Source organism: Kitasatospora sp. NPDC036993 (assembly GCF_055607525.1).
This window is the reverse complement of record NZ_JBVJRP010000008.1, coordinates 244,346-265,858: the sequence shown is the minus strand read 5'-3', so window position 1 is coordinate 265,858 and position 21,513 is coordinate 244,346. Positions and strand designations below refer to the sequence as shown.

Genomic DNA, 21,513 nt, shown 5'->3' with positions numbered 1-21,513 from the left:
CATCGCGTGGCCCATTGGTCCCCGCGGGCCGGGCGCGTCTAGCGTCGACGCCGTGAGCGCCGCGGCGGGCCCGTCGCGGCACAGACCGCGGCACCCCTGGAGGCATCGCCCATGGCCGACATCCTGTTCGTCCTGACCGGTTCGAGGTCCTGGACCCTGAACGACGGCACCGCGCACCCGACCGGCTTCTGGGCGGAGGAGGCGGTCGTCCCGTACCGCGCCTTCACCGAGGCCGGCCACCGGGTCACCGCCGCCACCCCCGGCGGCGTCGTCCCGGTCGCGGACCGGGCCAGCCTGACCGACCCGGCGATGGCCGACGAGGTGGAGAAGATCGCCGAGTTCCGGCAGCCGCTGGTGCTGGCCGAGGTGGACCCGGCCGACTACGACGTCGTGTACTACCCCGGTGGCCACGGCCCGATGGAGGACCTGGCGGTCGACGCCGACTCCGGCCGGCTGCTCACCCGGGCGCTGGCCTCCGGGCGCCCGCTCGGGGTGGTCTGCCACGGCCCGGCGGCGCTGCTCGCCGCACGGACCGAGGACGGCGGCTCGCCCTTCACCGGGTACCGGGTGACCGGCTTCACCAATGCCGAGGAGACCCAGGCCGGCCTGGCCGACCGGGCGCCCTGGCTGCTCCAGGACCGGCTGGTCGGGCTCGGCGTGGACTTCGTGGAGGGCGAGCCCTGGGCGCCGCACGTGGAGGTCGACCGCAACCTGGTGACCGGTCAGAACCCGGCCTCCTCGGCCCTGGCGGCCACCGAGCTGCTGAAGCTGCTGGACGCCTCGGCGGCGTAGCGGCCGGACGGGTGGGGCCCGGCGGGTGGTGGACCCGCCGGGCGGTGGGCTCCGCCGGGCGGTGGGCTCCGCCGGACGGGCGGGCGAGCGGTGCGTACGGGTGTGTCGTCCGTACGAACCGTTCGCCCGGTTCGGGCCGGGGGCTGCCGTCAGTGCAGGTCGTAGGCGGTGAGCGGGTGCCCCGCCCAGATCCGGCGGGCGGTCTGTTCCGGGTAGCGGACGGTCCGGGAGCGGGCGTCCAGGACCCGGGTGAGCTGCTCGTCCGGATCGAAGGCGGGCCACCCCGGGTCGCCGGTGGTGGCGAACCGGACCCAGGCCTGCCGCAGTTCCGCCGAGACCCGGACCACCTCCGGCGCGGGCGGGTCGCCGAGGAACCGCCGCGCCGTCGGGCTGTCCAGGGAGCCGAAGGCGAGCGGTACGTCCAGGCTGTGGCAGGCGCCGAAGACGCCGTCGAGGGCGGCGGCGGGCAGGGCGAGTTCGAAGAGGTACGAGGTGCCGCCGGCCGCCGCGTTGGCCTCGGCCAGCCGGAGGGACGGCACCCGGAACAGGGCGTCGGAGCAGACCGCTTCGAGGAGTTCGGAGGGGGTCGCCCCCGGGAGGGCGGCCCGGTAGGCGTCCGGGCCGTCCGGCGCCGGGGCGAACAGCTCAAGGGCGAGGCGCGCCTCCTCCTCGGTGAAGCCGCCGTGCCGGCCGCTGAGGACGCTGAACAGGCGGAACTCGTCCCGGGTGTGACCGGCCAGCAGCTCGACGCCGTCGCCGAGCGCCGACCACGGGGACCCGGGCAGCACCTCGCCGTCGACCACCGGGACGGTGGCGATGCCGCTGTGCGCCAGCCGGCCCCAGCGCGCCAGGTGCTCCGGCAGCGCGGCGCCGAGTTCGGTGACCGCCGCGGCCAGGCGCCAGGGGTGCACCTCGGCCAGCGCCGTGGCGGTGGGGGCCGTGCCGAGCAGCCTCGCGAGCCCGGCGGTGACCTCGGCGGCCAGCGCGGGGGTGCAGTGGGTGCCGGGGACGGTGTGGGCGACGGCCCGCCGGAACAGGCCGCGGGCCGCGTCCATGGTCAGCAGGGCGGCGACCGACCCGGCGCCCGCGGACTGTCCGGCGACGGTCACCTGCGCGGGGTCGCCGCCGAACCGGGCGATGTTGCGCCGCACCCACCGCAGGGCGGCGATCTGGTCCAGGAAGCCCCGGTTGGCGGGCGCGCCCTCCAGCAGGACGAAGCCCTCGGCGCCCACGCGGTAGTTGATGCTCACCACGACCAGCCCGGCGGAGGCCAGGGCGGTCGGATCGTAGAGCGGGTCGCCGGAGGCGCCGGCCATGAACCCGCCGCCGTGGATCCAGACCAGGACCGGCAGCCCGGCCGCGCCCGGATCGGGCGTGCAGACGTTGAGCGTCAGCCAGTCGGTGTCCTCGGACGGCTCGGCGGGACCGGTGGGCATCGGCCCGGACTGCGGGACGACGGGGCCGAAGGCGGTGGCCTCGCGGACGCCCTCCCAGGGTTCGGGCTCGACGGGGGCGGCGAAGCGGAGTTCCCCGACCGGCGGCCGGGCGTAGCGGATGCCGCGGAAGACCGCGAGCCCCTCACTCTCCTGCGGCTCCCGGCCGTGTGCTTCCCGGCCGTGTTGTGCCTGCCCGTACCGTTCCTGCCCGTACCGTTCCTGCCCGTGCCGCGGCTCCCAGCGGCCGCGGACGAGTCCCTCGGTGGTGCGGACGACGGGTTGCTCCGGCATGGGGGGCTCCTCCCTCGGAAGGCTTTCCACGTTATAGGTCGGCTGTATTATGTCAAGCGTATGGAAAAGAGTCCGAAGCGTGTGGAGAGAACCCGAGGAGCCGCCGCGCATGCCGAAGCAGGTCGACCACAGGGAACGCCGCGAGAGGATCGCCCGAGCGCTCTGGCGGGTCGTGGAGCAGCGCGGCGCCACGCACCTGACGATGCGCGAGGTCGCGCAGGCGGCCGGCATCTCGCTCGGACAGCTCCAGCACTACTTCGGCTCCCGGGCGCAGCTGCTCGCCTTCGCGATGGACTTCGCCGGGGAGCAGAGCGCGCTGCGGGTCGGCCGGGCGCTGGAAGCGCTCGGCGAGGCACCGCACCCGCGTGAGGTGCTGCGGGCGATGCTGGTCGAACTGCTGCCCCTGCACGCCGACGCGCGGACGACCAGCCGGATGAGTGCCGCCTACGTGCTGGAGGCGCTGCACGACGAGGAGGTCCACGCGCGGGCGCGCGGCGGACTGCTCCAGGGGCGGGCGATGGTCGAACAGGTGGTCCGGCAGGCGATCGCCGACGGGTGCCTCGCGGCCGACCGCGACCCGGCGGTGGAGACGGACCTCCTGCTCGCGCTCACCGGGTTCACCGCGCTGCTGGAGCTGGACGTGGTCGGGCCCGCCGCCGTGCTCACGGCCGTCGACCGGCACCTGGACCGGCTGTTCGCGGCGTAGGGCGGTTGCACGGGCCGGAGCGCCGGTCACAGCGCGGGCCGGGGTGCGGGCCTGGGGACGGACTGGAGCGGGCGGGGCGAGCGTCGAGGGGTGGCAGGCTACCCGGGTAGCACCGCCGCCCGCGACCAGGAGCACCGCCATGGACCGACCCGCCGCCCTCCGCCTCGACGCCATCGCCTCCGGACACCCGGCGGGCATCCTGGACGCCGCCGAGCAGGCCGAACGCCGGGGCATGGACCGGCTGGTGGTCGCCGAGACCGCGTACGACCCGTTCCTCCAGCTCGCCCGCGCGGCCGACCGGACCGAGTCGATCGAGCTGGCCACCGGCATCGCGGTGGCCTTCGCCCGGACCCCGATGACGCTGGCCTACCAGGCCTGGGGGCTGCACGCGGCCTCCGGCGGACGGGCCGTCATCGGGCTGGGATCGCAGGTCAAGCCGCACATCGAGAAGCGCTTCGGGATGCCCTGGGACCGTCCGGCGGCCCGGATGCGCGAGTACGTGCACGCGGTGCGGGCGATCTGGCACAGCTGGCAGACCGGCGAACGGCTGCGCTTCCGGGGCGAGTTCTACACCCACACGGTGATGACGCCGGTCTTCTCGCCGGACCCGGTGCCGGCCGGGGTGCCGCGGATCCTGCTGGCGGGCGTCGGGCCGCTGATGACCCGGACCGCGGGGGCGGTGGCGGACGGCTTCCTGAGCCACCCGTTCTCCTCCACCGCCTACCTGGCCGAGCAGGTGCTGCCCGGTCTGACCGAGGAACGCGCCCGGGCCGAGGCGGAGGGCGCCACGTGGACGGCGTGTCCGTTCGAGATCGTCGGCAGCGTGCTCACCGCCACCGGCCGGACCGAGGAGGAACTGGCGGCCAACCGGGCGGCCACCCGCGAGCGGCTCGCGTTCTACGCCTCCACGCCGGCCTACCGCCCGGTGCTGGCGCAGCACGGCTGGGAGGGGCTCCAGGAGGAGCTGCACGCCCACTCGGTGCGCGGACGCTGGGCGGAGATGGCCGCGCTGATCGACGACCAGGTGTTCGACACCTTCGCGGTCTGCGGCCCGGTGGAGGAGGTCGCCCGGGAGATCCACCGGCGCTACGTGGGCCTGGTCACCCGGCTGTCCGTCAGTCTGCCCGAGGACGCGGACCCGGCGCTCGGCCTGGACGTCCTGGCGGCGGTGCGCGCGCTGGGCTGAGGCGCGCGCCGTGCCGATGCGCGCGCCGTACTGATGCGTGCACTGGGCCGATGCGTGCACTGGGCCGATGCGTGCACTGGACCGATGCGTGCACTGGACTGACCGGAATCGGGCGTCTGGTGATCACGGCAGGCCGCCGGTCGGGCAACGGATGGCGAAGTACGGGCAGATCCGTGCAATGAGCCCTCGGCGGCGAGGCGGGGCGGCAGGATCACGGTGGCAGAGGGGTCCGTCCGCGGAACCGGGCGGTCCCCGCCTGCCGCGTTGCGAGGCCTGTCGCGTCGTACGGACCGTCGTGCCGTACGGCCTGTCATGCCTCGGCCACCCGTTGCCGATCGTGGGGGTGCCCGCGTGTCCGTGTCCGACAACCGCCCGGCCGACTACGACCTGGCGGAGTGCTGGGACCCCGTCGCGAACGCGTACGTCGACGCCCTGGCCGACCTGGACGAGTTCCTGCGCGTCTGCGCCGAACTGACCGGCTTCGACGTACCCGAGCTGCGCTCCACCGGCATGGCGGACGAACACCACCGCACCACGCTGGCCCACCGGGTGCGCGACGAGCACGCCCTGGTCCACCTCTGGTACGTCGGCGCCTGGCCGGGGGAGGCGCCCTCCTCCGCCCGTGCCCACGACCAGGGACTCGTCTGGCGGACCTTCCACGCCCGCCCGCCCGGCGCCGCCGCCCCCGGACACGGCAGCTGGGCCGCGCCGCCCCGAGGGGCGGAGGTGCCGGGCCAGGCCGGTCCGCAGGACGGAGCAGAGGCGGGCCGGGGGAGCGGGACGGCCCAGGGAAGTCCGGCCCCCCGGGGGACGGGCGCGCCGCGCCGGGGCGAGGGCCGGTGAGCGCGCGCTGGGACGCGATCGTGGTCGGCGCGGGCTTCGCCGGGACGCTGGTCGCCCACCGCCTCGGTGCCCAGGGCTGGCGGGTCCTCGTCCTGGAGGCCGGCCGGGCCGCCCCCACCGGCGCCGAGGCCGCCGCCACCCACCGCGCGGCCGGCGGCGGACCGCCCACCTCGCCCTACCCGCACAGCCCCGAGGCGCCGTCACCCGACGTCACCGACCTCACCGGCCACCCCGGGGGCGGCTTCACCGCCACCGGCCACCTGCGCCAGTACGGGCCGCTGCCCTACGCCAGCGGCTACCTGCGCGCCAACGGCGGCACCGGACTGCTCTGGACCGGGCTCGCCCCGCGCATGCACCCCGAGGACTTCCGCACCGGCGACCTCGGCCACGGCCGCAACTGGCCGATCGGCTACCACGACCTGGAACCCCACTACCGCGAGGCCGAACGCGAACTCGGGGTCGCCGCCGACGCCGAGGAGCAGCGCAGCGCCGTCGGACTGCCCATCCCGGACGGCTACGACTTCCCCATGCGGGCCCTCCCGGCCAGCTTCCTCGACCGGGAAGTGGCCCGCACCCTCGACGGCCGGACCGTCCGCGACCCCGCCGTGCCGGGCCCCGCCCGGCTCGCCGTCACCGCCACCCCGCACGCCCGCAACGGCGTGCCGACCCGTCCCGGCTCCGCCGACGGGCCGCTCTGCGCGGGCAGTTCGAGCTGCGTCCCGGCCTGCCCGAGCGGCGCCAAGTACACCCCGCTGCGCACCCAGGCCCGCTGGGCACCCGGGGTCGAACTGCGGACGGACGCCGTCGTCAGCCGGGTGCTGGCCGATCCGGAGACCGGGCGGGCCCGGGAGGTCGAGTACCTCGCGGGCGGCACCGCCCACCGGGTGGAGGCGGACCTCGTGGTGCTCGCCGCCCATGCGATGGAGAACGCCCGGCTGCTGCTCCTCTCCGGCCTGGCCAACCGCAGCGACCAGGTCGGCCGCAACCTGATGGACCACCCGGCCCTGCTCACCTGGGGACTGATGCCCGGCCCGGTCGGCCCCTACCGCGGACCCGGGTCCACCAGCGGCCTGGAGGCCTTCCGCTTCGGGGCGGGCCGGGACCGCCGGGCGCCGTTCCGGATCGAGATCGGCAACTGGGGCTGGTCCTGGGCGGGCGGCGCGCCGGAGGCCGAGACGGCGGCACTGCTCGCCGCGGGCCTGCGCGGCAAGGAACTGCGCGAGCGGCTCGGCGACCGGCTGGGGCGTCAGTTCTCGCTCCAGTTCGAGCTGGAACAGCCCGCCGACCCGGCCAACCGGGTCACCCTCGACCGGGACCGGCGCGACCCGCTCGGCCTGCCGGGCCCGGCCGTCCGCTACGACCTCTCGGAGTACGTCCGCGAGGGCATGGCCTCGGCCCGGGCCGTCTCCGCCCAGTTGTTCGCGCTGCTGGGCGCCGAGGACCACACCGCCTACCCGGCGGCCGGGTGGCCGGGGCGCCTCGAACACCGGGGCACCGTCCACGGCTACCGGGGTGCCGGCCACGCCGGTGGCACCCACGTCATGGGCGCCTCGCCGGCCACCTCGGTGGTCGACCACTGGCAGCGCTGCTGGGACCACCCCAACCTGTACGCGGTCGGCTGCGGCTCGATGCCCTCCCTCGGCACCTCCAACCCCTCGCTCACCATGGCGGCCCTCGCGCTGCGCAGCGCCGAGCGGATGCACCGGGACCTGCTGGCGCTGCACAGCCCGGCGGCTTCCCGCGCCCCCGTCGCCCTCTCGTCCTCTTCCTCGCCCTCGGAGTCCTCATGACCGGCCTGCCGCTGCCGCCCGTCCCGGAGCCGTACCACCTGCCCTTCCACTACGGGGCGTTGCACAACATCGGCGTCGACTACCTGGTCGACCCCGCGCGGGCGCGCGAACTGCTCGCCAAGCGCCACCCCGGGCTGAGTGTCGCCGCCTTCGACGGCGGAGCCTGCGTCTCGCTCAACTACCAGCTCTACTTCGCCCAGTATCCGAACGGCGGCGGCATCACCCAGGAGCTGGAGATCAACCTGATCGCCCACCCGCTCTTCGCCGAGGACCGGATGCCGGTGGTCGACTACGGCCAGTTCGCCCGGGGTTACGACCAGACCAAGCTGCTCGGCATCGCTCGGCTGCACGTGCTCTGCGACAACCCGCTCGCCATCGACGCCGGGCGCCGGCTGTACGCCGAGCCCAAGCACCCGGGCTGGTTCGAGACCACGCTGCCCTCCCTCAACGCGCCCGCCGTGCGTGAACGCTGGTCCGTGTCCTGCCGCCGGGCCACCCTCGGGGCGGACGGGCTGCGCCGCCACGACGAGGAACTCCTCGTCCTGGACGTCAACCTGCTCGGCCTCACCCCCGAGTCCGTCAACAACACCCCGATCACCGGCTACGGCACCGACGACGAGGGCAAGCTGCTGGCCGGGCCGCTCAACGTGTACCAGCCGTACCGGTACTACGCCCTGGACGACCGCGCCGCCGAACGCGTCCGGCTCGACCTCGGCAACCCCGCCGAGGAGTCCGCGCGCGACCTCGCCCACCTGGTCGCCGACGCCCCGGCCGCCGGAGTCTGGACGTACCAGTCGCCGCCGGTCGCCGCCCACAACCGGGCCTACTACGTCCGGTGACGGTCCGGGTGTTCCCGCCGGGCGGCACCGCCGTCCGGCGGGACGTCGTGCACGGCCGGGTCTGGTCGGCCATGCCGTACACCGTGCTCGCGGACGACGGAGCCATGCTGACCCTCACCGCCCGGCCGGGGACGGAGACGCTGGCTCCGGCCAGTTGGACCGCCGCCGCACGCGGGGGAGGCGACGCCGCCCGGCTGGACTGCATCCAGGACCTCGCCTCCGGCCGGTGGGAACTCGACCACTGGACCTGGCGCGACACCGTGGTGCTCAGCCGCTTCACCGCCGGCGCGCCGTTCAGCGTGCACCGCTTCCTGACGCCCGAGGGGCGTCCGCTGCGCTGGTACGTCAACTTCGAGCGGCCGTACCGGCGGACGGCCATCGGCATCGACACCTTCGACCTCTTCCTGGACCTCGTGATCGCCCCGGACCTGTCGGCTTACAGCTGGAAGGACGAGGACGAGTACGCCCAGGCCCGGCGTCTGGGCGTCGTCGACGAGGCCACCCACCGGCAGATGGACCGGGCCCGCGAGCTCGCCCTCGCCCAGCTCCGGGAGCGCACCGGTCCGTTCGCCCCCGACCCGGATGCCTGGACGCCGCCGCCCGAAGGTCCGCTGCCGACCCTTCCGGCCACCGCCCTCAGCACCCCGACCGCGGAGGCGGCGCACTGAGGGCGGCTGGGCAATGAGTGTGGCCGGGCGCTGAGAGCGGACGGGCGCAGGTCCTCGACCGGGCCGGTGCCGAGGTCACGTCCGACCGGGCCTCCTCAAGGCGGTGCCGAGTCTTCGGTGGCTGGTCATCCGGACTTTGCACAACTGCCATGTGGCAGTACTGCCACTTCGGGAATGGTGTGCGGCGTCGGCGGTCGCGCCCCCGGACGACTGTCCGCAGACCCGGGCGCACCGTCGGCTGCCACCGGCCGTCGGCCGGCCGAACCGCCGAGAGGACCCCCCGTGAAAGCCATCATGGTCATGTTCGACAGTCTGAACCGGCGTTTCCTGCCGCCTTATGGTGCGGACTGGGTTCATGCGCCGAATTTCTCGCGGTTGGCGGAGCGCAGTGCGACGTTCGGGAACTGTTATGCGGGGAGCATGCCGTGCATGCCGGCGCGGCGGGAGCTGCACACGGGGCGGTACAACTTCCTGCACCGCGGGTGGGGGCCGTTGGAGCCGTTCGACGACTCGGTGCCGCAGATGCTGGGGGAGGCGGGGGTGTACACGCATCTGGCGACCGACCATCAGCATTACTGGGAGGACGGGGGTGCCACGTACCACGGCCGGTTCCGGACCTTCGAGTTCTTCCGCGGGCAGGAGGGCGACGCGTGGAAGGGGCGGGTCGCGGATCCGGAGATCCCGGAGAGTCTCAAGCTGTTGCGTGCGGAGTCGTTCCGGCAGGACTGGGTGAACCGGGCGCACCTGGCGGACGAGGCGGATCATCCGCAGACGCGGACGTTCGACGCGGGGCTGGAGTTCATCGACGCCAACCGTGGCGAGGACGGGTGGTTCCTGCAGATCGAGACGTTCGATCCGCATGAGCCGTTCTACAGTCACGCGCGGCACAAGGAGTTGTATCCGCACGCGTACGACGGTCCGCATTTCGACTGGCCCGACTACCGCAAGGTGCTGGAGTCGCCGGAGCAGGTCGAGCACGGGCGTCTGGAGTACGCGGCGCTGCTGTCGATGTGCGACGCCTCGCTGGGGCGGGTGCTGGACGCGATGGACGAGCACGGGCTGTGGGAGGACACGATGCTGATCGTGTGCACCGACCACGGGCTGCTGCTGGGCGAGCGCGGCTGGTGGGGCAAGAACGTCCAGCCCTGGTACGACGAGACGATCCACACCCCGCTGTTCGTCTGGGACCCGCGCGCCGGCGTCCGGGGCGAACGCCGCGACGCCCTCGTCCAGACGATCGACCTCGGCCCGACCCTGCTGGAGTACTTCGGCGTCGACCGCACCCCCGACATGCAGGGCCGGCCCCTGCGCGACACCGTCGCCCACGACACCCCCGTCCGCGACGCCGCACTGTTCGGCGCCTTCGGCGGCCACGTCAGCGTCACCGACGGACGCCACGTCTACATGCGCTCCTGCACCACACCGGACAACCGCCCCCTGTTCGAACACACCCTGATGCCCACCCACATGCGCGGCCGCTTCCGCCCCGAGGAACTGCGCACCGCCGAGCTCGTCCCGCCGTTCACCTTCACCAAGGGTGTCCCGTTGCTCAAGGTGCCGGGTTTCACGTTCGCCGGTCCGTACGCCTTCGGCACCCTGCTGTTCGACCTGCACACCGACCCCGGCCAGCAGAACCCCCTGACCGACGACGACCTCGAACTGCGCATGGCCCGACTGCTCGTCGACCAGCTGCGATCGGCCGACGCTCCCGAGGAGCAGTACCAGCGTCTCGGCCTGCCGCACGAGGGCCCGGTGACCGGCGAGCACCTGCTCGCCCGCCGCCAGCACCCCCAAGCCCTCGCCGCCCTCCAACCACCCGCCCGTGCCGAGGAGTACCCGGACCGGCCGCTCGGCGTCAACACCCCGCTGACCGCGCTCCTGGCCGACCCCCGAGCCTCGGAAGTCCTGCGCCGCTACCTCGGCCCCCTGATCGACAGCCCGGCCGCCACCGTCATCGCAGGCCTCACCCCGGTGCAGTTCGCCTCCTTCGCGCTCGGCGCACTGCCCAGGCAGCGGCTGGACGCCCTGTCCGGCGAACTCGACGCCCTGAACGGGCCGGACGGCGCGACGGATCCGGCAGGGTGAAGGAATCCGGCGGGGTGAAGGGACGACCCTGCCCCGGGGCGCGGCCGGAGTGGAGCGGCGGGGCCTGATCGCCGCCCGGGACAGGACTGTGGCGGGACTGCGGCCGTGCGCCGGGGCAGGCGGGAGGCCCGGCCGGTCAGGGCCGGGCCTCGGCGAGAACGCCCGCACGCGGGCCGGGCCTCGGACCCCGACGCGCTGCGCCAAGAGGCCTCGGCCGTTTCCTGCGGATCACCCGCTCGATGGTTGACGGGTGTCGTCGACCGGTGCCCAGCGGGCGCGGGTGGAGAGCCATAGGCCCCCGGGAGTACGGTCCTGTGCCCGGCCCCGGCCCGGAGCAGGTTCCCGGGTGCGGTCTCGTCCTGTGCGCGGACGGATTGACGGTCCGTCGGATGGTCTTCTTGGAGGGCGCCGAGAAGAGGTCCGGCGCCCTAACCAGGGGGTATTCCCGTGAACGACACCGCATCGCAGCACCACCGTCCGAACCGTCTCGGCGGTCGCCGGCGCGGGACGGCGGCGACCGTGACCGCCGTGGCCGCCGCCGTGGTGGCCGGCATCCTGGCACCGGCCGCGGCCTCCGCCGCACCGCGGCCGGACGTCGTGCAGCAGCGCCTCGACGCCCTGGTCCAGAAGGACGGGGTACCCGCCGCCCTCGCCACCGTCAAGGGCCGCGACGGCCGCACCCGCACCTACACCGCCGGTGTCGGCGACGTGGCCAGCAAGGCCAAGGTCCCGGTGGACGGGCAGGTGCGGATAGGCAGCAACACCAAGGCGTTCACCTCCGTCGTCGTCCTTCAACTGGTCGCCGAGGGCAAGGTGGACCTGGACGCGAGCGTGGACACCTACCTGCCCGGCCTGGTGCGCGGCGACGGCTTCGACGGCCGGAACATCACGGTCCGTCAGCTGCTCCAGCACACCAGCGGCCTGCCCGAGTACGTGAACCGCGACGGCGTGCTCAGCAACCCCAAGCAGTACCTCGAACCCCGTGAACTCCTCGACGCCGCGCTGGCCCAGAAGGCCCACTTCGCGCCCGGCACCCAGTGGGAGTACAACAACACCAACTACCTGCTGGCGGGAATGATCATCCAGAAGGTCACCGGCCGCCCGCTCGGCGAGGAGATCACCAAGCGCGTCATCGACCGGATCGGCCTGCGCCACACCTACTTCCCCGTCCCCGGGGACATGACGATCCACGAGGCCCACCCCAAGGGCTACCAGCCTGCCGCGGACGGGTCGCTGCGCGACTACACGGAGCTGGACCCGTCCTGGGGCTGGGCGGCCGGTGCGATGGTCTCGACCAACACCGATCTCACCCGGTTCTACAGCGCACTGCTCGGCGGCCGCCTGCTGCCCGCAGCCCAGCTCGCCCAGATGCGTACCACCGTCCCCGCCGACGCGATCGCCCCCGGGGTCCGCTACGGCCTCGGCCTGATGAGCCGCCCGCTCTCCTGCGGCGGGCTCTCCTGGGGGCACGGCGGGGCGATCCCGGGCTACGAGACCTTCGGCGGCACCACCGAGGACGGCCGCTCCGTGAACATCGCCGTGACCACGATCGCGGGCGACGGCGGCGGCGACGGCGGCAAGCACGCGGACCAGGCGGTGGACGAGGCGCTCTGCCGCTGACCGTCCCCCCGGGTGGCCTGCGTCGGCCTTCGGTCCAGGCCACCCGGCCGCCCCGCCTCGCACCCGCCCCTCGTCCTTCCCAGCAGTGGAGTCCCGATGAACGAACACACCCCGCAGCGCACGGCGCGCCGCATCCGCATGGTGCGGTACGCCACCACGGCCACGGCTGCCGCCGGGCTCGCGCTGACCGCCTTCGCCCCGACCGCGGCCTCCGCCGCACCGCGCCCGGACGTCGTGCAGCAGCGCCTCGACGCGCTGGTGAAGGAGGACGGGATGCCCGCCGCCCTCGCCACCGTCAAGGGGCGCGACGGCCGCAGCCGTACCTACACCGCCGGTGTCGGGGACCTGGCCACCGGGGCCAAGGTGCCCGTCGACGGGCAGATCCGGGCCGGCAGCAACACCAAGGCGTTCACCGCCGTCGTCGTCCTTCAACTGGTCGCCGAGGGCAAGGTCGGGCTCGACACGGACATCGACACCTACCTGCCTGGTCTCCTGCGCGGCGACGGCATCGACGGCCGGAACATCACGGTCCGCCAGCTGCTCCAGCACACCAGCGGCCTGCCCGACTACATGGACGCCCCCGCGCTGACCGACTTCACCACCATCCAGTACCGCTACTTCGAGCCGCGCGAACTCCTCGACGGGGCACTGGCGCAGAAGGCACTGTTCCCCGCCGGGACCGACTGGTTGTACAGCAACACCAACTACCTGGTGGCCGGCCTGCTGATCCAGAAGGTCACCGGGCGCCCCTTCGGCGAGGAGGTCACCAAGCGCGTCATCGACCGGATCGGCCTGCGCCACACCTACGTCCCGGCCACCGGGGAGACCGCCCTCCGCGAGCCCCACCCGCACGGCTACCTGACCACCGGCCCGGGCGTGCCGCTGATCGACTACACCGCGATGGACTCGTCGATGGCCTGGTCCGCGGGGGCGGTCGTCTCCACCAACACCGACCTCAACACCTTCTACAGCGCGCTCCTGACGGGCCGTCTGCTGCCCGCCGCCCAGCTCGCCCAGATGCGGACCACCGTCCCGGCCGAGCTCCTGGGCCCCGGCGTCCGTTACGGGCTGGGGATCCAGAGCAGGCCGCTGACCTGCGGCGGCCTCGTCTGGGGCCACGGCGGCACCTCTCCGGGCCACCGGACCCGGGGAGGCGTCACCGAGGACGGCCGCGCCGTCAACATCACCGTCACCACCATCCCGGACGCGCCCACGGCCAAGCGCCTGACCGACGCGGTCGACACGGCCCTCTGCCGCTGACCCTGACCCGCATCGTGGGGCCTGTCTCCTCGGTACGGATCCGGGTCAGGATGAGAGCGGCGGCGAGAGGGAGTGCGGCCTGGCCGGCGGTGGGAACTCGTCGCAGCGCACCACCAGGCCGGGCCTCTGCCGGGCGGCTGTCCGTGCGCCCGGCACACGATCGCTCGCGATGCCGCCGCGATCACCGACCGGCTCGCCTCGCCGGACGCTCGGCGCAGCAGCACGTGGAACGACAACTGCCTCCTGCGGATGGTCGCCGCCCACCCCGCCCTCACACGCGAAGCGTTGGACGGGCGGGTGGGCGGGTGGGCGACCGCCTGGCGGAGGGCCACCACCCGTTCGCGGTGGTGCTGGAGCCGACCCGGAGGCCCGAGCTGTCGGCCGGACGTGCTCACCGACTCGGCCGGCAGCCCGGTGCCTCGGCCAGGCTGCGCCGGGGGATCACCCGGGCGCCGGCGGAGCGTCCGGTCCCGTGAGCGCGGCCGGTATCCGGCCGGCCGGGGCGGTCTCCGGTGCCCGCGACCAGCGACCGGCCAGGACCGTGCCGACCACCAACTGGAGCTGGTGGTAGAGCATCAGCGGCAGCACCATCAGCCCCGCGCCCGTGCCGAACAGGACGGTGGCCATCGGTAGCCCGCTGGCCAGGCTCTTCTGCGAACCGCAGAGCACCGCCGCGACGGTGGACGGCCCGTCGAGCCCCAGCAGCCGCGCGCCGAGCCCGGTGGCCGCCAGGGCGACGGCGAGCAGGGCGAGCAGCACCGCGAGCAGTCCGAGCAGGGCGAGGGGTGTGGCCAGGTGCCAGATGCCCTGGGACACCGCCGCGCTGAACGCCGTGTAGACGACCAGCAGGATCGAGCCGCGATCCACCGGAGTGAGCACCCGCTTGTGCCGGGACAGCAGGCCGCCGATCCACGGCCGCAGCAACTGCCCCAGCAGGAAGGGCGCGAGCAGTTGGAGCCCGATCCGCAGCAGTCCGTCGGCGGACAAGGCGGTGTGTGAGCCCAGCAGCGACGCCGCCAGCAGGGGCGTCAGCACCAGCCCCGCCAGGCTGGAGTACGTGCCCGCGCAGATCGCCGCCGGGACGTTGCCCCCGGCGGCGCCGGTGAGGGCCACCGAGGACTGCACCGTCGAAGGCACCAGACAGAGGAACAGCACCCCGGTCTGCAACGGCCCGGTGAGCGGGACGGGCGTGAGCAGCGCGGTGGCCAGCCCGAGCAGCGGGAAGAGGCCGAAGGTGGCGGCCAGCACCAGCCCGTGCAGCCGCAGGTGCCGCAGCCCGGCCAGCGTCTCGCGGGTGGAGAGCCGGGCGCCGTAGAGGAAGAACAGCAGCGCCACCGCGAGATCGCAGGCCACCTCGGCGACCCGTGCCGAGGCGCCCGAGGCCGGGAACAGCGCGGCCAGCCCGACCGTCCCGGCCAGTGCCGCCATGTACGGGTCCAGCCAGCGCGGCAGCAGCCTGGGGGAGCGGGGGCCGGAGCGGGACCTGGAGCCGCGCTCCGGCTGCGCCCGTTCACCGCGCGCCCGGAGCCCTGGTGGCTGCTCCGGGCACGCCGGCCGGTCCGTCACGGGCCGCCCCCCGCCACCGGGCGGAGCGAGGGTCCGGACGAGGATCCCGGCCCCAGTAGTCCGCCCACCAGCGAGCCCGCGCCGTCGTGGTCGCTGCCCGCCGAGCCGCTGCCGTTCTGGAGGTTGGCCGTCCGGTCGATCTCCAGCCACGAGTCGGCGTTCGAGTTGTCCACGACCGTGATCAGCCCACCGCCCGCCGCAGCGGGGGTCGCGGCCCCCGCGAGCAGGGCGCACGCCCCGGCCAGCCCCAGGACCGTGGCCCGCAGAGCGGCGGCCGGCGAGGGCGGGGCGGGCCCGCGCAGCCCGGCGCTCACGCCGTCACCGCCATCAGCCCGCGGGAGCGCGAGATGTTGCGCTCCAGCAGCTCGGTGGACTCCCGCACGCCGACCTGCTCGCGCTCCCCGGCCGGGGCGGGCAGCCGGCCGTCGGCGCTCTTCAGCCCGGCCAGCGCGTCGTCCATCGCCCGGTGCGCCGCGAACAGGCACGGCGTGCTGTAGATGGCCACGTCCACCCCCAGCCCCGACAGCTCCGAGAGCGACAGCCGGGGCGACTTGCCGCCCGCGATCTGGTTGAACAGCAGCGGCTTGTCGCCGACCACCTTGCGGATCCGCCGGATCCACTCCTCGCTGCGCACGCCGTCCACCAGCACCACGTCGGCGTCGGTGGCGGCGAGCGCCCGGGCCCGGCGCAGGATGTCGTCCTCCTCGGTGGCGTCGGTGCGGGCGACCACCACCAGGTCCGTCCGGTTGGCGAGGACGAGCTCCAGCTTCTCCAGGTACTCCTCCAGCGGCAGCACCATCTTGCCGTCCGCGTGCCCGCAGCGGCGCGGCCGCTTCTGGTCCTCCAGGATCACGCCCGACGCGCCGATCCGTTCGAGCCTGCGCACCACGTGGCAGGCCACCTCGGGATCGACGTAGCCGTCGTCGATGTCGACCAGCAGGTGGTGCCGGGGGAAGGCGCCGCGCAGCCGTTCGACGAAGGCCACCATGTCGGGCCAGGCGATGAAGCCGATGTCGGGCAGCCCGTAGTACGAGGCCGCGAAGCCGAAGCCGGAGACGAACATGCCGTTGTAGTGCTCGGCCGCGATGGAGGCCGAGTACATGTCGTAGACGCCGATCAACGGCGTCGTCCCGGGGCCCGCGATCTCCTCGCGCAGCCGCTGGCCGGGGGTGTTCGATGCCGTGATTCCGTGGAACAAGGTCTTCTCCTCACTGGGGATGACTTTGCCTGAACTTGGTGTTCGCCAGACCAAACTGAGGTGTCATCACTATGCGCCCTTTAACGTTCCGTGGGCAAATCTTTAAGTGAGGTTCCCTCGTGTGAGTGAAGACATGTAGAAAATATTTTTAGCCGAGAAATTGGCACCGTTCTGGACGGAATGATGCTCGCCCGGCGTCGCCGCAGGGCTGGGCCCCGAGGCGGGGCGGCGGTGTTCGCGGCACGGCCGGCCGGGGCGGGCGGGGACGGCAAGCGGGGTGATGGCGACGCGGCGAGGCGGCCTTCGACGGGCCGGACCGGGCGCTGCTCGCCGCCGCGGCGGCGGGGGCACCGGGTGTCGGCCGCGGTGGTCGTGGGTGCGTGCGGGAGGAGGGTGATGCCGGGGCCCGACCGGTGAGGGGTGGGCCCCGGTGGGGGTCACGCGCTCGGGACCGGGGGCACGGCGCGGCGCTCGCGCAGGGTCCGGAGCATTCTGCGGGTGGCCTTGGTCGCGACCGGGGGCAGCAGTTCCATGGCGAGCCGGCGCGAGGCGGAGCGCTGGACCGGGGCCTTGACCCGGTAGTTGAGGCGCAGCACCCGGGTGCCGGCGATGCTGTCGTCGTCGACGGTGTAGCCCTCGGCCTGCCAGTCGCGCTCCAGCAGGACCGCCCGGGCGGCCGCGGCGTCGCCCCAGGTGCCGTAGAACTTCATCGGGGTGAGCAGGACCGGCCGCAGCCCGCCGGTGAAGACCGCCTCCCAGACCGCGGCCGAGACCCCGGGGGTGTGCTCGGAGCGGTAGTCGTCCAGGGCGACCAGGCCGTTCCCGGCGAGCGCGGCGCGGGCCACGGCGATGTCCCCGGCGACGTGTTCGTAGAGGTGCGAGGCGTCCACGTGGACGAAACGGCAGCTGCCCGCGGGGATGCGGCCGTCGGCCAGCGCGGAGGTCGGCGCCTGCACTATCTCGGGCAGCGCGCCGTGGAAGGCGAGGTAGTTGGCCTCGAAGGCGCTGCGGGTCAGGGTCTTGCGGTAGGACATGGCCATCTCGGCGGCGTTGTCCGCGTCGCCCGCGTCGGAGTCGAACAGGTCGCAGACCGTCAGCCGCTCGCCGGGCCGGAGGTGGTCGCCGAGCAGGACGGCGCTGCGGCCCAGGTAGCTGCCGAGTTCCAGGATGTCGCCGGTGAGGCCGGCCTCGCTCTGGGCGGACAGCAGGTGGACGAAGGCGGCCCGGTCGAGGCTGAAGAACCAGCCGGGAATGTCGTCCCGCTTCAGGGGCGCGGGGTGGACGGCGGCCTCGGCCGCGGTCTCGGCAGTGGGCACGGCGGCCTCCAGGGGGATGGCGGAGCGCGGTGGCGGATCACGCCGCGGAGGGACGCCGAGGACGTGAGGCCGATCATCATAGCGATGCGGGGGCCCGGTGGAACCAGATGTGGAACGGCCCGAATCCGCTTCTTCGCTCCGCTGTTCGGCAGGGGTGCGTCCCTTCGTTTTCGCTACCGGTTCACCTGGTCCGCCTGGCGTTCCGAAGCCCCGGGTTCCCTCCGTGTGCGGGGGATTCCGCGGGCTCCGTCCCGCCCGGCCGCTCCAGCTCCGCGACGGTGCCGGTCAGCCAGGTCCGCTCGGCCGCCGTGGAGGCCCTGGCGACGAGCAGCATTCCGCGCCGGAAGGGGTTCGGCTCGCGTTCGGCGGTCACCGGCAGGCCGGCTCCGTCGTGGAAGAAGCTGCTCGGTGCGTCGAGGAAGGCCAGCCGGCGGCGCAGGACGGCGGCCTGCCGGGACGGGTCGGCGAGGTGGTGCAGGAAGGCGGTGACGGTGAAGAAGCGGATCTGGTCGGTGATCTCCGACTGCTCGGGGTCGGCCAGCCGGCGCAGCAGTTCGGCCCGTCCCGCCGGCGTGGGCTCCAACGTCTGCCGCGGTGCGGCGCCGCTGCCCGGTTCGGTGTGGCGGTGCAGCATCCCGGCCTTCTCCAGCCGGGCGATGGCGGGGTAGAGCGCGCCGTCGCTCACCGGTCGGACGTGGCCGGTCAGCGCGGTGATCCGGGACTTGAGTTCGTAGCCGTGCATCGGCCGGTCGTACAGGAAGCCGAGGATCGCGAGCGTCAACACGGCTGGAGCCCTTCGGTCGGAGTGCGCACTGCGGGGCGCTCATGCTACCTCTTGTCGATGTGCATCGAAACGATGCATCTCTCTCCGGTGCCGGGCGGGCCGGCCGGCGGGAGGGCCGTGAACTCGCAGCCTCGGCGGGGCTGCTCGGGCCGCCGGGATCTCTGAGGTGCGGCCCGGTCGGAGGCGGTGGGAGGTGTGCCAGAGTGAAGGCCATGGCCATCACTCCGGACGGGCGGCCGATCCCGCCCCCGCACGCCGCCGAACGCGCCATGCTGGAAACCTGGTTGGACTTCCAGCGGGCGACGCTGGCGGGCAAGGTCGCCGGGCTCGACGACCGGCAGGTGCGGCTGGCGGCCGTCCCGCCGTCGACGATGACCCTGCTGGGTCTGGTCCAGCACCTCGCCGAGGTCGAACGCAACTGGCACCAGCGGGTGTTCGCCGGCCGGGAGGTTCCGCCGGTGTACGGCCAGGACAACGCGGACGGCTACGGACTGGACCCGGCGCGCGGAATGGCCGAGGCGCTGGCGGACTGGAACGCGGAGGTCGACCGGGGGCGGGAGCTGATCGCGGAGGAGCCGCTGGAGGCGGCCGGCCCGCTCTCCCCGCAGGCCGCGGCGGTGCTCGGCGCGGACAGCGTCTCGCTGCGCTGGATCCTGGTGCACCTGATCGAGGAGTACGCCCGCCACAACGGCCACGCCGACCTGCTCAGGGAGTGCATCGACGGCGTCACCGGCGTGTGACGGCACGGGCGCCGGGCGCGGCCGGGTGACGCGCACCGGCCCGGTCGCGTGACGGTCGCCGGCCCGGCCGCGTGACGGGCGGGGCGCCGGGTCACGGATGCGCGACGGGCTCCGGCCGGGCCGCCGGAACTGCCGCCCGGCCGGGCAGCCGTACGGCGAGCAGCGTCCCCAGGGCGGCCGGCACCGCCATCGCGAGGGCGGCCGGTGCGAGCGCCGCGCCCGGGGCGGTGTGGCCGGCGACGGTGGTGGCCAGGGCGATGCCCAGTGCCGGTCCGATGTTCAGCACGGTCTGCTGCAACCCGCCCGCGACCCCGGCCCGGGCGGCGGACACGCCACGGACCACGACAGCGGTGGCGGTGGCCATCACGGCGCCGAAGCCGGCGCCGAGCAGCGCGAAGCAGCCACCGATCGCGACCGTCCCCGAACCGGGCCCGAGGCACGCGGTCAGCAGTGCCCCCGCGGTGACCAGCGTCATTCCCGACAGGACCACCGCCCGCTCGCCGTGACGCCTCGTCGACCAGGCGGAGCAGGAGGCCGCGAGGATCATCGTCAACGCGAGCGGCGCCGCCCGCACGGCGCTCTGCAAGGGGTCGAGCCCGAGCACGTCCTGGAGGAAGTAGGTGGCGGGGAAGAGCGTGCCCTGGAGCGCCGCCGAGGCCGCCAGCAGCACACCGAGCGGCGGTGCGACCGCCGTCGAGCGGAGCAGTTCTGGAGGCAGCAGCGGGTGGGCGGTGCGGCGCTCGTGCCGTGCCAGGAGCAGGGCGAGGGCGCCCGCCGCGGCGAGGCCGAGCACCGGGCCCGCCGGCCGGCCGGCGTCCGGCATCGCCACCAGGCTCTGCACCAGACAGGCCAGGGTGAGCCCGAGCAGGGCGGCGCCGGGCAGGTCGAGCCCGGCGCCGGGCGCGCGCCTCGCGGGGCGGGCCTCGGAGGTGCCGGCCCCGGCGGGTACCGCGAGGCCGGCGAGCAGGGCGGCCGCGGCGGGCAGCAGGCCCAGCACGAAGACCGACCGCCAGCCGAAGTGCGCGGTCAGCGCCCCGCCGACCAGCGGCCCGGCCGCCGCCGCGAGCCCGATGGCGGCGGTGCGGACCGCGATCGGCCCGGACAGCCGGTCGGCGGGCCAGGTGGCCCGCAGCATGCCCAGGGTGGCGGGTTGCAGCAGCGCGCCCGTCATGCCCTGGACCACGCGCAGCGCGATGACCCAGCCGATGCCGGGCGCGAGGGCGATCCCGAGCGAGCAGGCGGCGAAGCCCGTCACCCCGAGAATGAACACCCGCCGGTGTCCGTAGCGGTCGCCCAGCCGGCCGGCGAAGACCAGCAGGGCGGCGACGGCGACCAGGTAGCCGGTGCCGGCCCACTGGACGGCCGTGACGGAGGCGTGCAGGTCGTGCTGGAGGGCGGGCCGGGCGACGGTCAGCGCGGTGCCGTCGACGGCGACCAGGGCGGCGCCGGTGATGCTCGCGGTGAGGACGAGCCCCCGGCGGTGCCGCGGCCTCACCGGGCGGCCGGGCCGAGATGCGCGTCCAGTACGGCGCTCAGCAGCGGCTCGACGGACTCGCTGCCGGTGATCAGCCGCAGGCTGCCCCAGGTGCGCAACTGGGCGAGGCCGTGCAGGTTGGACCAGAGGGCCGCGGTGGCGGTGGTCGGATCGTCCGACCGCGGGTGCGCCTCGGCGACCAGCCCGACGAAGGTCAGGAACAGCGGCAGGGTGGTCCGGCGCAGCTCGGCGCCGCTGCCCTCCAGCAGGTCGTGACGGAACATCAGCTCGAACATGCCGGCGTTGGCGGCGGCGAAGCCGAGGTACGCGCGGGCGAGCCCGTCGAGGCGGGTGCGCGCGTCGCCGCCGGTGCCGGCGGCGAGCGCGTCGGCGCCCGCGAGGGTGTCGGTGAGCCTGCCGAAGCCCTGCTGGGCGATGGCGGCGAGCAGCTCGCGGTGGGTGGGGAAGTAGCGGCGGGGCGCGCCGTGCGAGACCCCGGCGCGGCGGGCGATCTCGCGCAGGCCGAGCGCCTGGACGCCGCCCTCGGCCACCAGCTCCACGCCGGCGGCCACCAGTCGGGCCCGCAGGTCCTGCTCCTGTTCGGTCATGAGACACTGTCTACCAGCTGCCGTAGACAGTGTCTACTCGCGCTCGTGAGGATGCCCCGGCAGAATCGACGGCATGGGCGAAGGCGGCGAGCCGGCCTGCTGGCTGGACCGGGTGTGCCCGGAGTGCGGACGGCTGCGCGAGCGGCCGGGCCCGGGCTCCTGCGAGAACTGCGGGACGGGCGACGGGAACTCCGGTCGCGACGGCGCCGACGGCGGGAACACCGCCGGGAACGGCGTCGGGAGCCGCCCCGGGGAGCCGGACCCCGGGAGCCACGAAGCCTGACCCCGGCCCGGCCGGGCGGCCGGGCCGG

20 protein-coding genes are annotated in these 21,513 nt (G+C 74.4%); 12 read left to right on the top strand and 8 right to left on the bottom strand.

Annotated features, from left to right (window positions below; genetic code table 11):
- Positions 1 to 111: 111 nt before the first annotated feature.
- Positions 112 to 792: a type 1 glutamine amidotransferase domain-containing protein gene (locus ACZ7C5_RS19335; protein ID WP_401086460.1), complete on the top strand. Its 681-nt coding sequence runs from the start codon at positions 112 to 114 to the stop codon at positions 790 to 792.
- Between the two features lie 149 nt (positions 793 to 941).
- Here ACZ7C5_RS19335 and ACZ7C5_RS19330 read toward each other — a convergent pair whose 3' ends face one another.
- Positions 942 to 2,519, bottom strand: coding sequence for a carboxylesterase/lipase family protein (locus ACZ7C5_RS19330; protein WP_470323059.1), 1,578 nt, complete (start codon positions 2,517 to 2,519; stop codon positions 942 to 944).
- 109 nt (positions 2,520 to 2,628) lie between these two features.
- On the opposite strand from ACZ7C5_RS19330, the gene ACZ7C5_RS19325 reads away from it, so the two are divergent.
- From ACZ7C5_RS19325 to ACZ7C5_RS19285, 9 genes are all read left to right on the top strand, one after another.
- Positions 2,629 to 3,225: a TetR/AcrR family transcriptional regulator gene (locus ACZ7C5_RS19325; RefSeq protein ID WP_401086455.1), complete on the top strand. Its 597-nt coding sequence runs from the start codon at positions 2,629 to 2,631 to the stop codon at positions 3,223 to 3,225.
- A 139-nt stretch (positions 3,226 to 3,364) separates the two neighbouring features.
- Positions 3,365 to 4,411: a TIGR03617 family F420-dependent LLM class oxidoreductase gene (locus ACZ7C5_RS19320; protein ID WP_470323058.1), complete on the top strand. Its 1,047-nt coding sequence runs from the start codon at positions 3,365 to 3,367 to the stop codon at positions 4,409 to 4,411.
- A 351-nt stretch (positions 4,412 to 4,762) separates the two neighbouring features.
- Positions 4,763 to 5,254 carry a hypothetical protein gene (locus ACZ7C5_RS19315; RefSeq protein WP_401086449.1) on the top strand — a complete coding sequence of 164 codons (492 nt, stop codon included), beginning with the start codon at positions 4,763 to 4,765 and terminating at the stop codon, positions 5,252 to 5,254.
- The gene (locus ACZ7C5_RS19310; RefSeq protein WP_401086446.1) at positions 5,251 to 7,044 is read left to right on the top strand and encodes a GMC family oxidoreductase; all 1,794 of its coding nucleotides are present in this window, start codon (positions 5,251 to 5,253) and stop codon (positions 7,042 to 7,044) included. Before ACZ7C5_RS19315 ends, ACZ7C5_RS19310 begins: the two co-directional genes overlap by 4 nt.
- Positions 7,041 to 7,883, top strand: a complete 843-nt coding sequence (locus ACZ7C5_RS19305; RefSeq protein ID WP_470323057.1) for a hypothetical protein — start codon at positions 7,041 to 7,043, stop codon at positions 7,881 to 7,883. Before ACZ7C5_RS19310 ends, ACZ7C5_RS19305 begins: the two co-directional genes overlap by 4 nt.
- Complete coding sequence (locus tag ACZ7C5_RS19300) at positions 7,880 to 8,551, top strand: ribonuclease FAU-1 family protein (RefSeq protein WP_401086441.1); 672 nt, start codon at positions 7,880 to 7,882, stop codon at positions 8,549 to 8,551. The genes ACZ7C5_RS19305 and ACZ7C5_RS19300 overlap by 4 nt, the downstream gene beginning before the upstream one ends.
- A 294-nt stretch (positions 8,552 to 8,845) precedes the next feature.
- Positions 8,846 to 10,636, top strand: coding sequence for a sulfatase (locus ACZ7C5_RS19295; protein ID WP_470323118.1), 1,791 nt, complete (start codon positions 8,846 to 8,848; stop codon positions 10,634 to 10,636).
- Between the two features lie 447 nt (positions 10,637 to 11,083).
- A complete protein-coding gene (locus ACZ7C5_RS19290; protein WP_470323056.1) occupies positions 11,084 to 12,256 on the top strand; it encodes a serine hydrolase domain-containing protein in 1,173 nt (390 codons plus the stop codon).
- A 96-nt stretch (positions 12,257 to 12,352) separates the two neighbouring features.
- Complete coding sequence (locus ACZ7C5_RS19285) at positions 12,353 to 13,516, top strand: serine hydrolase domain-containing protein (protein WP_470323055.1); 1,164 nt, start codon at positions 12,353 to 12,355, stop codon at positions 13,514 to 13,516.
- Positions 13,517 to 13,957: 441 nt separating this feature from the next.
- On the opposite strand, the gene ACZ7C5_RS19280 is transcribed toward ACZ7C5_RS19285, so the two are convergent.
- The 5 genes from ACZ7C5_RS19280 to ACZ7C5_RS19260 form a co-directional block, all read right to left on the bottom strand.
- The gene (locus ACZ7C5_RS19280) at positions 13,958 to 14,944 is read right to left on the bottom strand and encodes a bile acid:sodium symporter family protein (protein ID WP_401086767.1); all 987 of its coding nucleotides are present in this window, start codon (positions 14,942 to 14,944) and stop codon (positions 13,958 to 13,960) included.
- A 134-nt stretch (positions 14,945 to 15,078) separates the two neighbouring features.
- Positions 15,079 to 15,396: a hypothetical protein gene (locus ACZ7C5_RS19275; RefSeq protein WP_401086432.1), complete on the bottom strand. Its 318-nt coding sequence runs from the start codon at positions 15,394 to 15,396 to the stop codon at positions 15,079 to 15,081.
- On the bottom strand, positions 15,393 to 16,280 hold the full coding sequence (locus ACZ7C5_RS19270) for an isocitrate lyase/PEP mutase family protein (protein ID WP_401086429.1): 888 nt from the start codon (positions 16,278 to 16,280) through the stop codon (positions 15,393 to 15,395). Before ACZ7C5_RS19270 ends, ACZ7C5_RS19275 begins: the two co-directional genes overlap by 4 nt.
- 437 nt (positions 16,281 to 16,717) lie before the next feature.
- The gene (locus ACZ7C5_RS19265) at positions 16,718 to 17,596 is read right to left on the bottom strand and encodes a class I SAM-dependent methyltransferase (RefSeq protein ID WP_401086426.1); all 879 of its coding nucleotides are present in this window, start codon (positions 17,594 to 17,596) and stop codon (positions 16,718 to 16,720) included.
- Positions 17,597 to 17,777: 181 nt separating this feature from the next.
- Entirely contained in the window at positions 17,778 to 18,380 is a 603-nt protein-coding gene (locus ACZ7C5_RS19260; protein ID WP_470323054.1) for a PadR family transcriptional regulator, read from the bottom strand.
- Positions 18,381 to 18,592: 212 nt separating this feature from the next.
- Between ACZ7C5_RS19260 and ACZ7C5_RS19255 the strand changes: the two genes are divergently transcribed.
- Positions 18,593 to 19,120 (top strand): DinB family protein, encoded by a 528-nt coding sequence (locus ACZ7C5_RS19255; protein ID WP_401086420.1) that lies wholly within the window; start codon positions 18,593 to 18,595, stop codon positions 19,118 to 19,120.
- 91 nt (positions 19,121 to 19,211) lie between these two features.
- Here the strand turns inward: ACZ7C5_RS19255 and ACZ7C5_RS19250 are convergent, their stop codons facing one another.
- Both ACZ7C5_RS19250 and ACZ7C5_RS19245 read right to left on the bottom strand, forming a co-directional pair.
- Positions 19,212 to 20,615 (bottom strand): MFS transporter, encoded by a 1,404-nt coding sequence (locus ACZ7C5_RS19250; protein ID WP_470323053.1) that lies wholly within the window; start codon positions 20,613 to 20,615, stop codon positions 19,212 to 19,214.
- Entirely contained in the window at positions 20,612 to 21,202 is a 591-nt protein-coding gene (locus ACZ7C5_RS19245; RefSeq protein WP_470323052.1) for a TetR/AcrR family transcriptional regulator, read from the bottom strand. Before ACZ7C5_RS19245 ends, ACZ7C5_RS19250 begins: the two co-directional genes overlap by 4 nt.
- A 73-nt stretch (positions 21,203 to 21,275) precedes the next feature.
- On the opposite strand from ACZ7C5_RS19245, the gene ACZ7C5_RS19240 reads away from it, so the two are divergent.
- Positions 21,276 to 21,485 carry a hypothetical protein gene (locus ACZ7C5_RS19240; protein WP_470323051.1) on the top strand — a complete coding sequence of 70 codons (210 nt, stop codon included), beginning with the start codon at positions 21,276 to 21,278 and terminating at the stop codon, positions 21,483 to 21,485.
- Positions 21,486 to 21,513 lie beyond the last annotated feature (28 nt).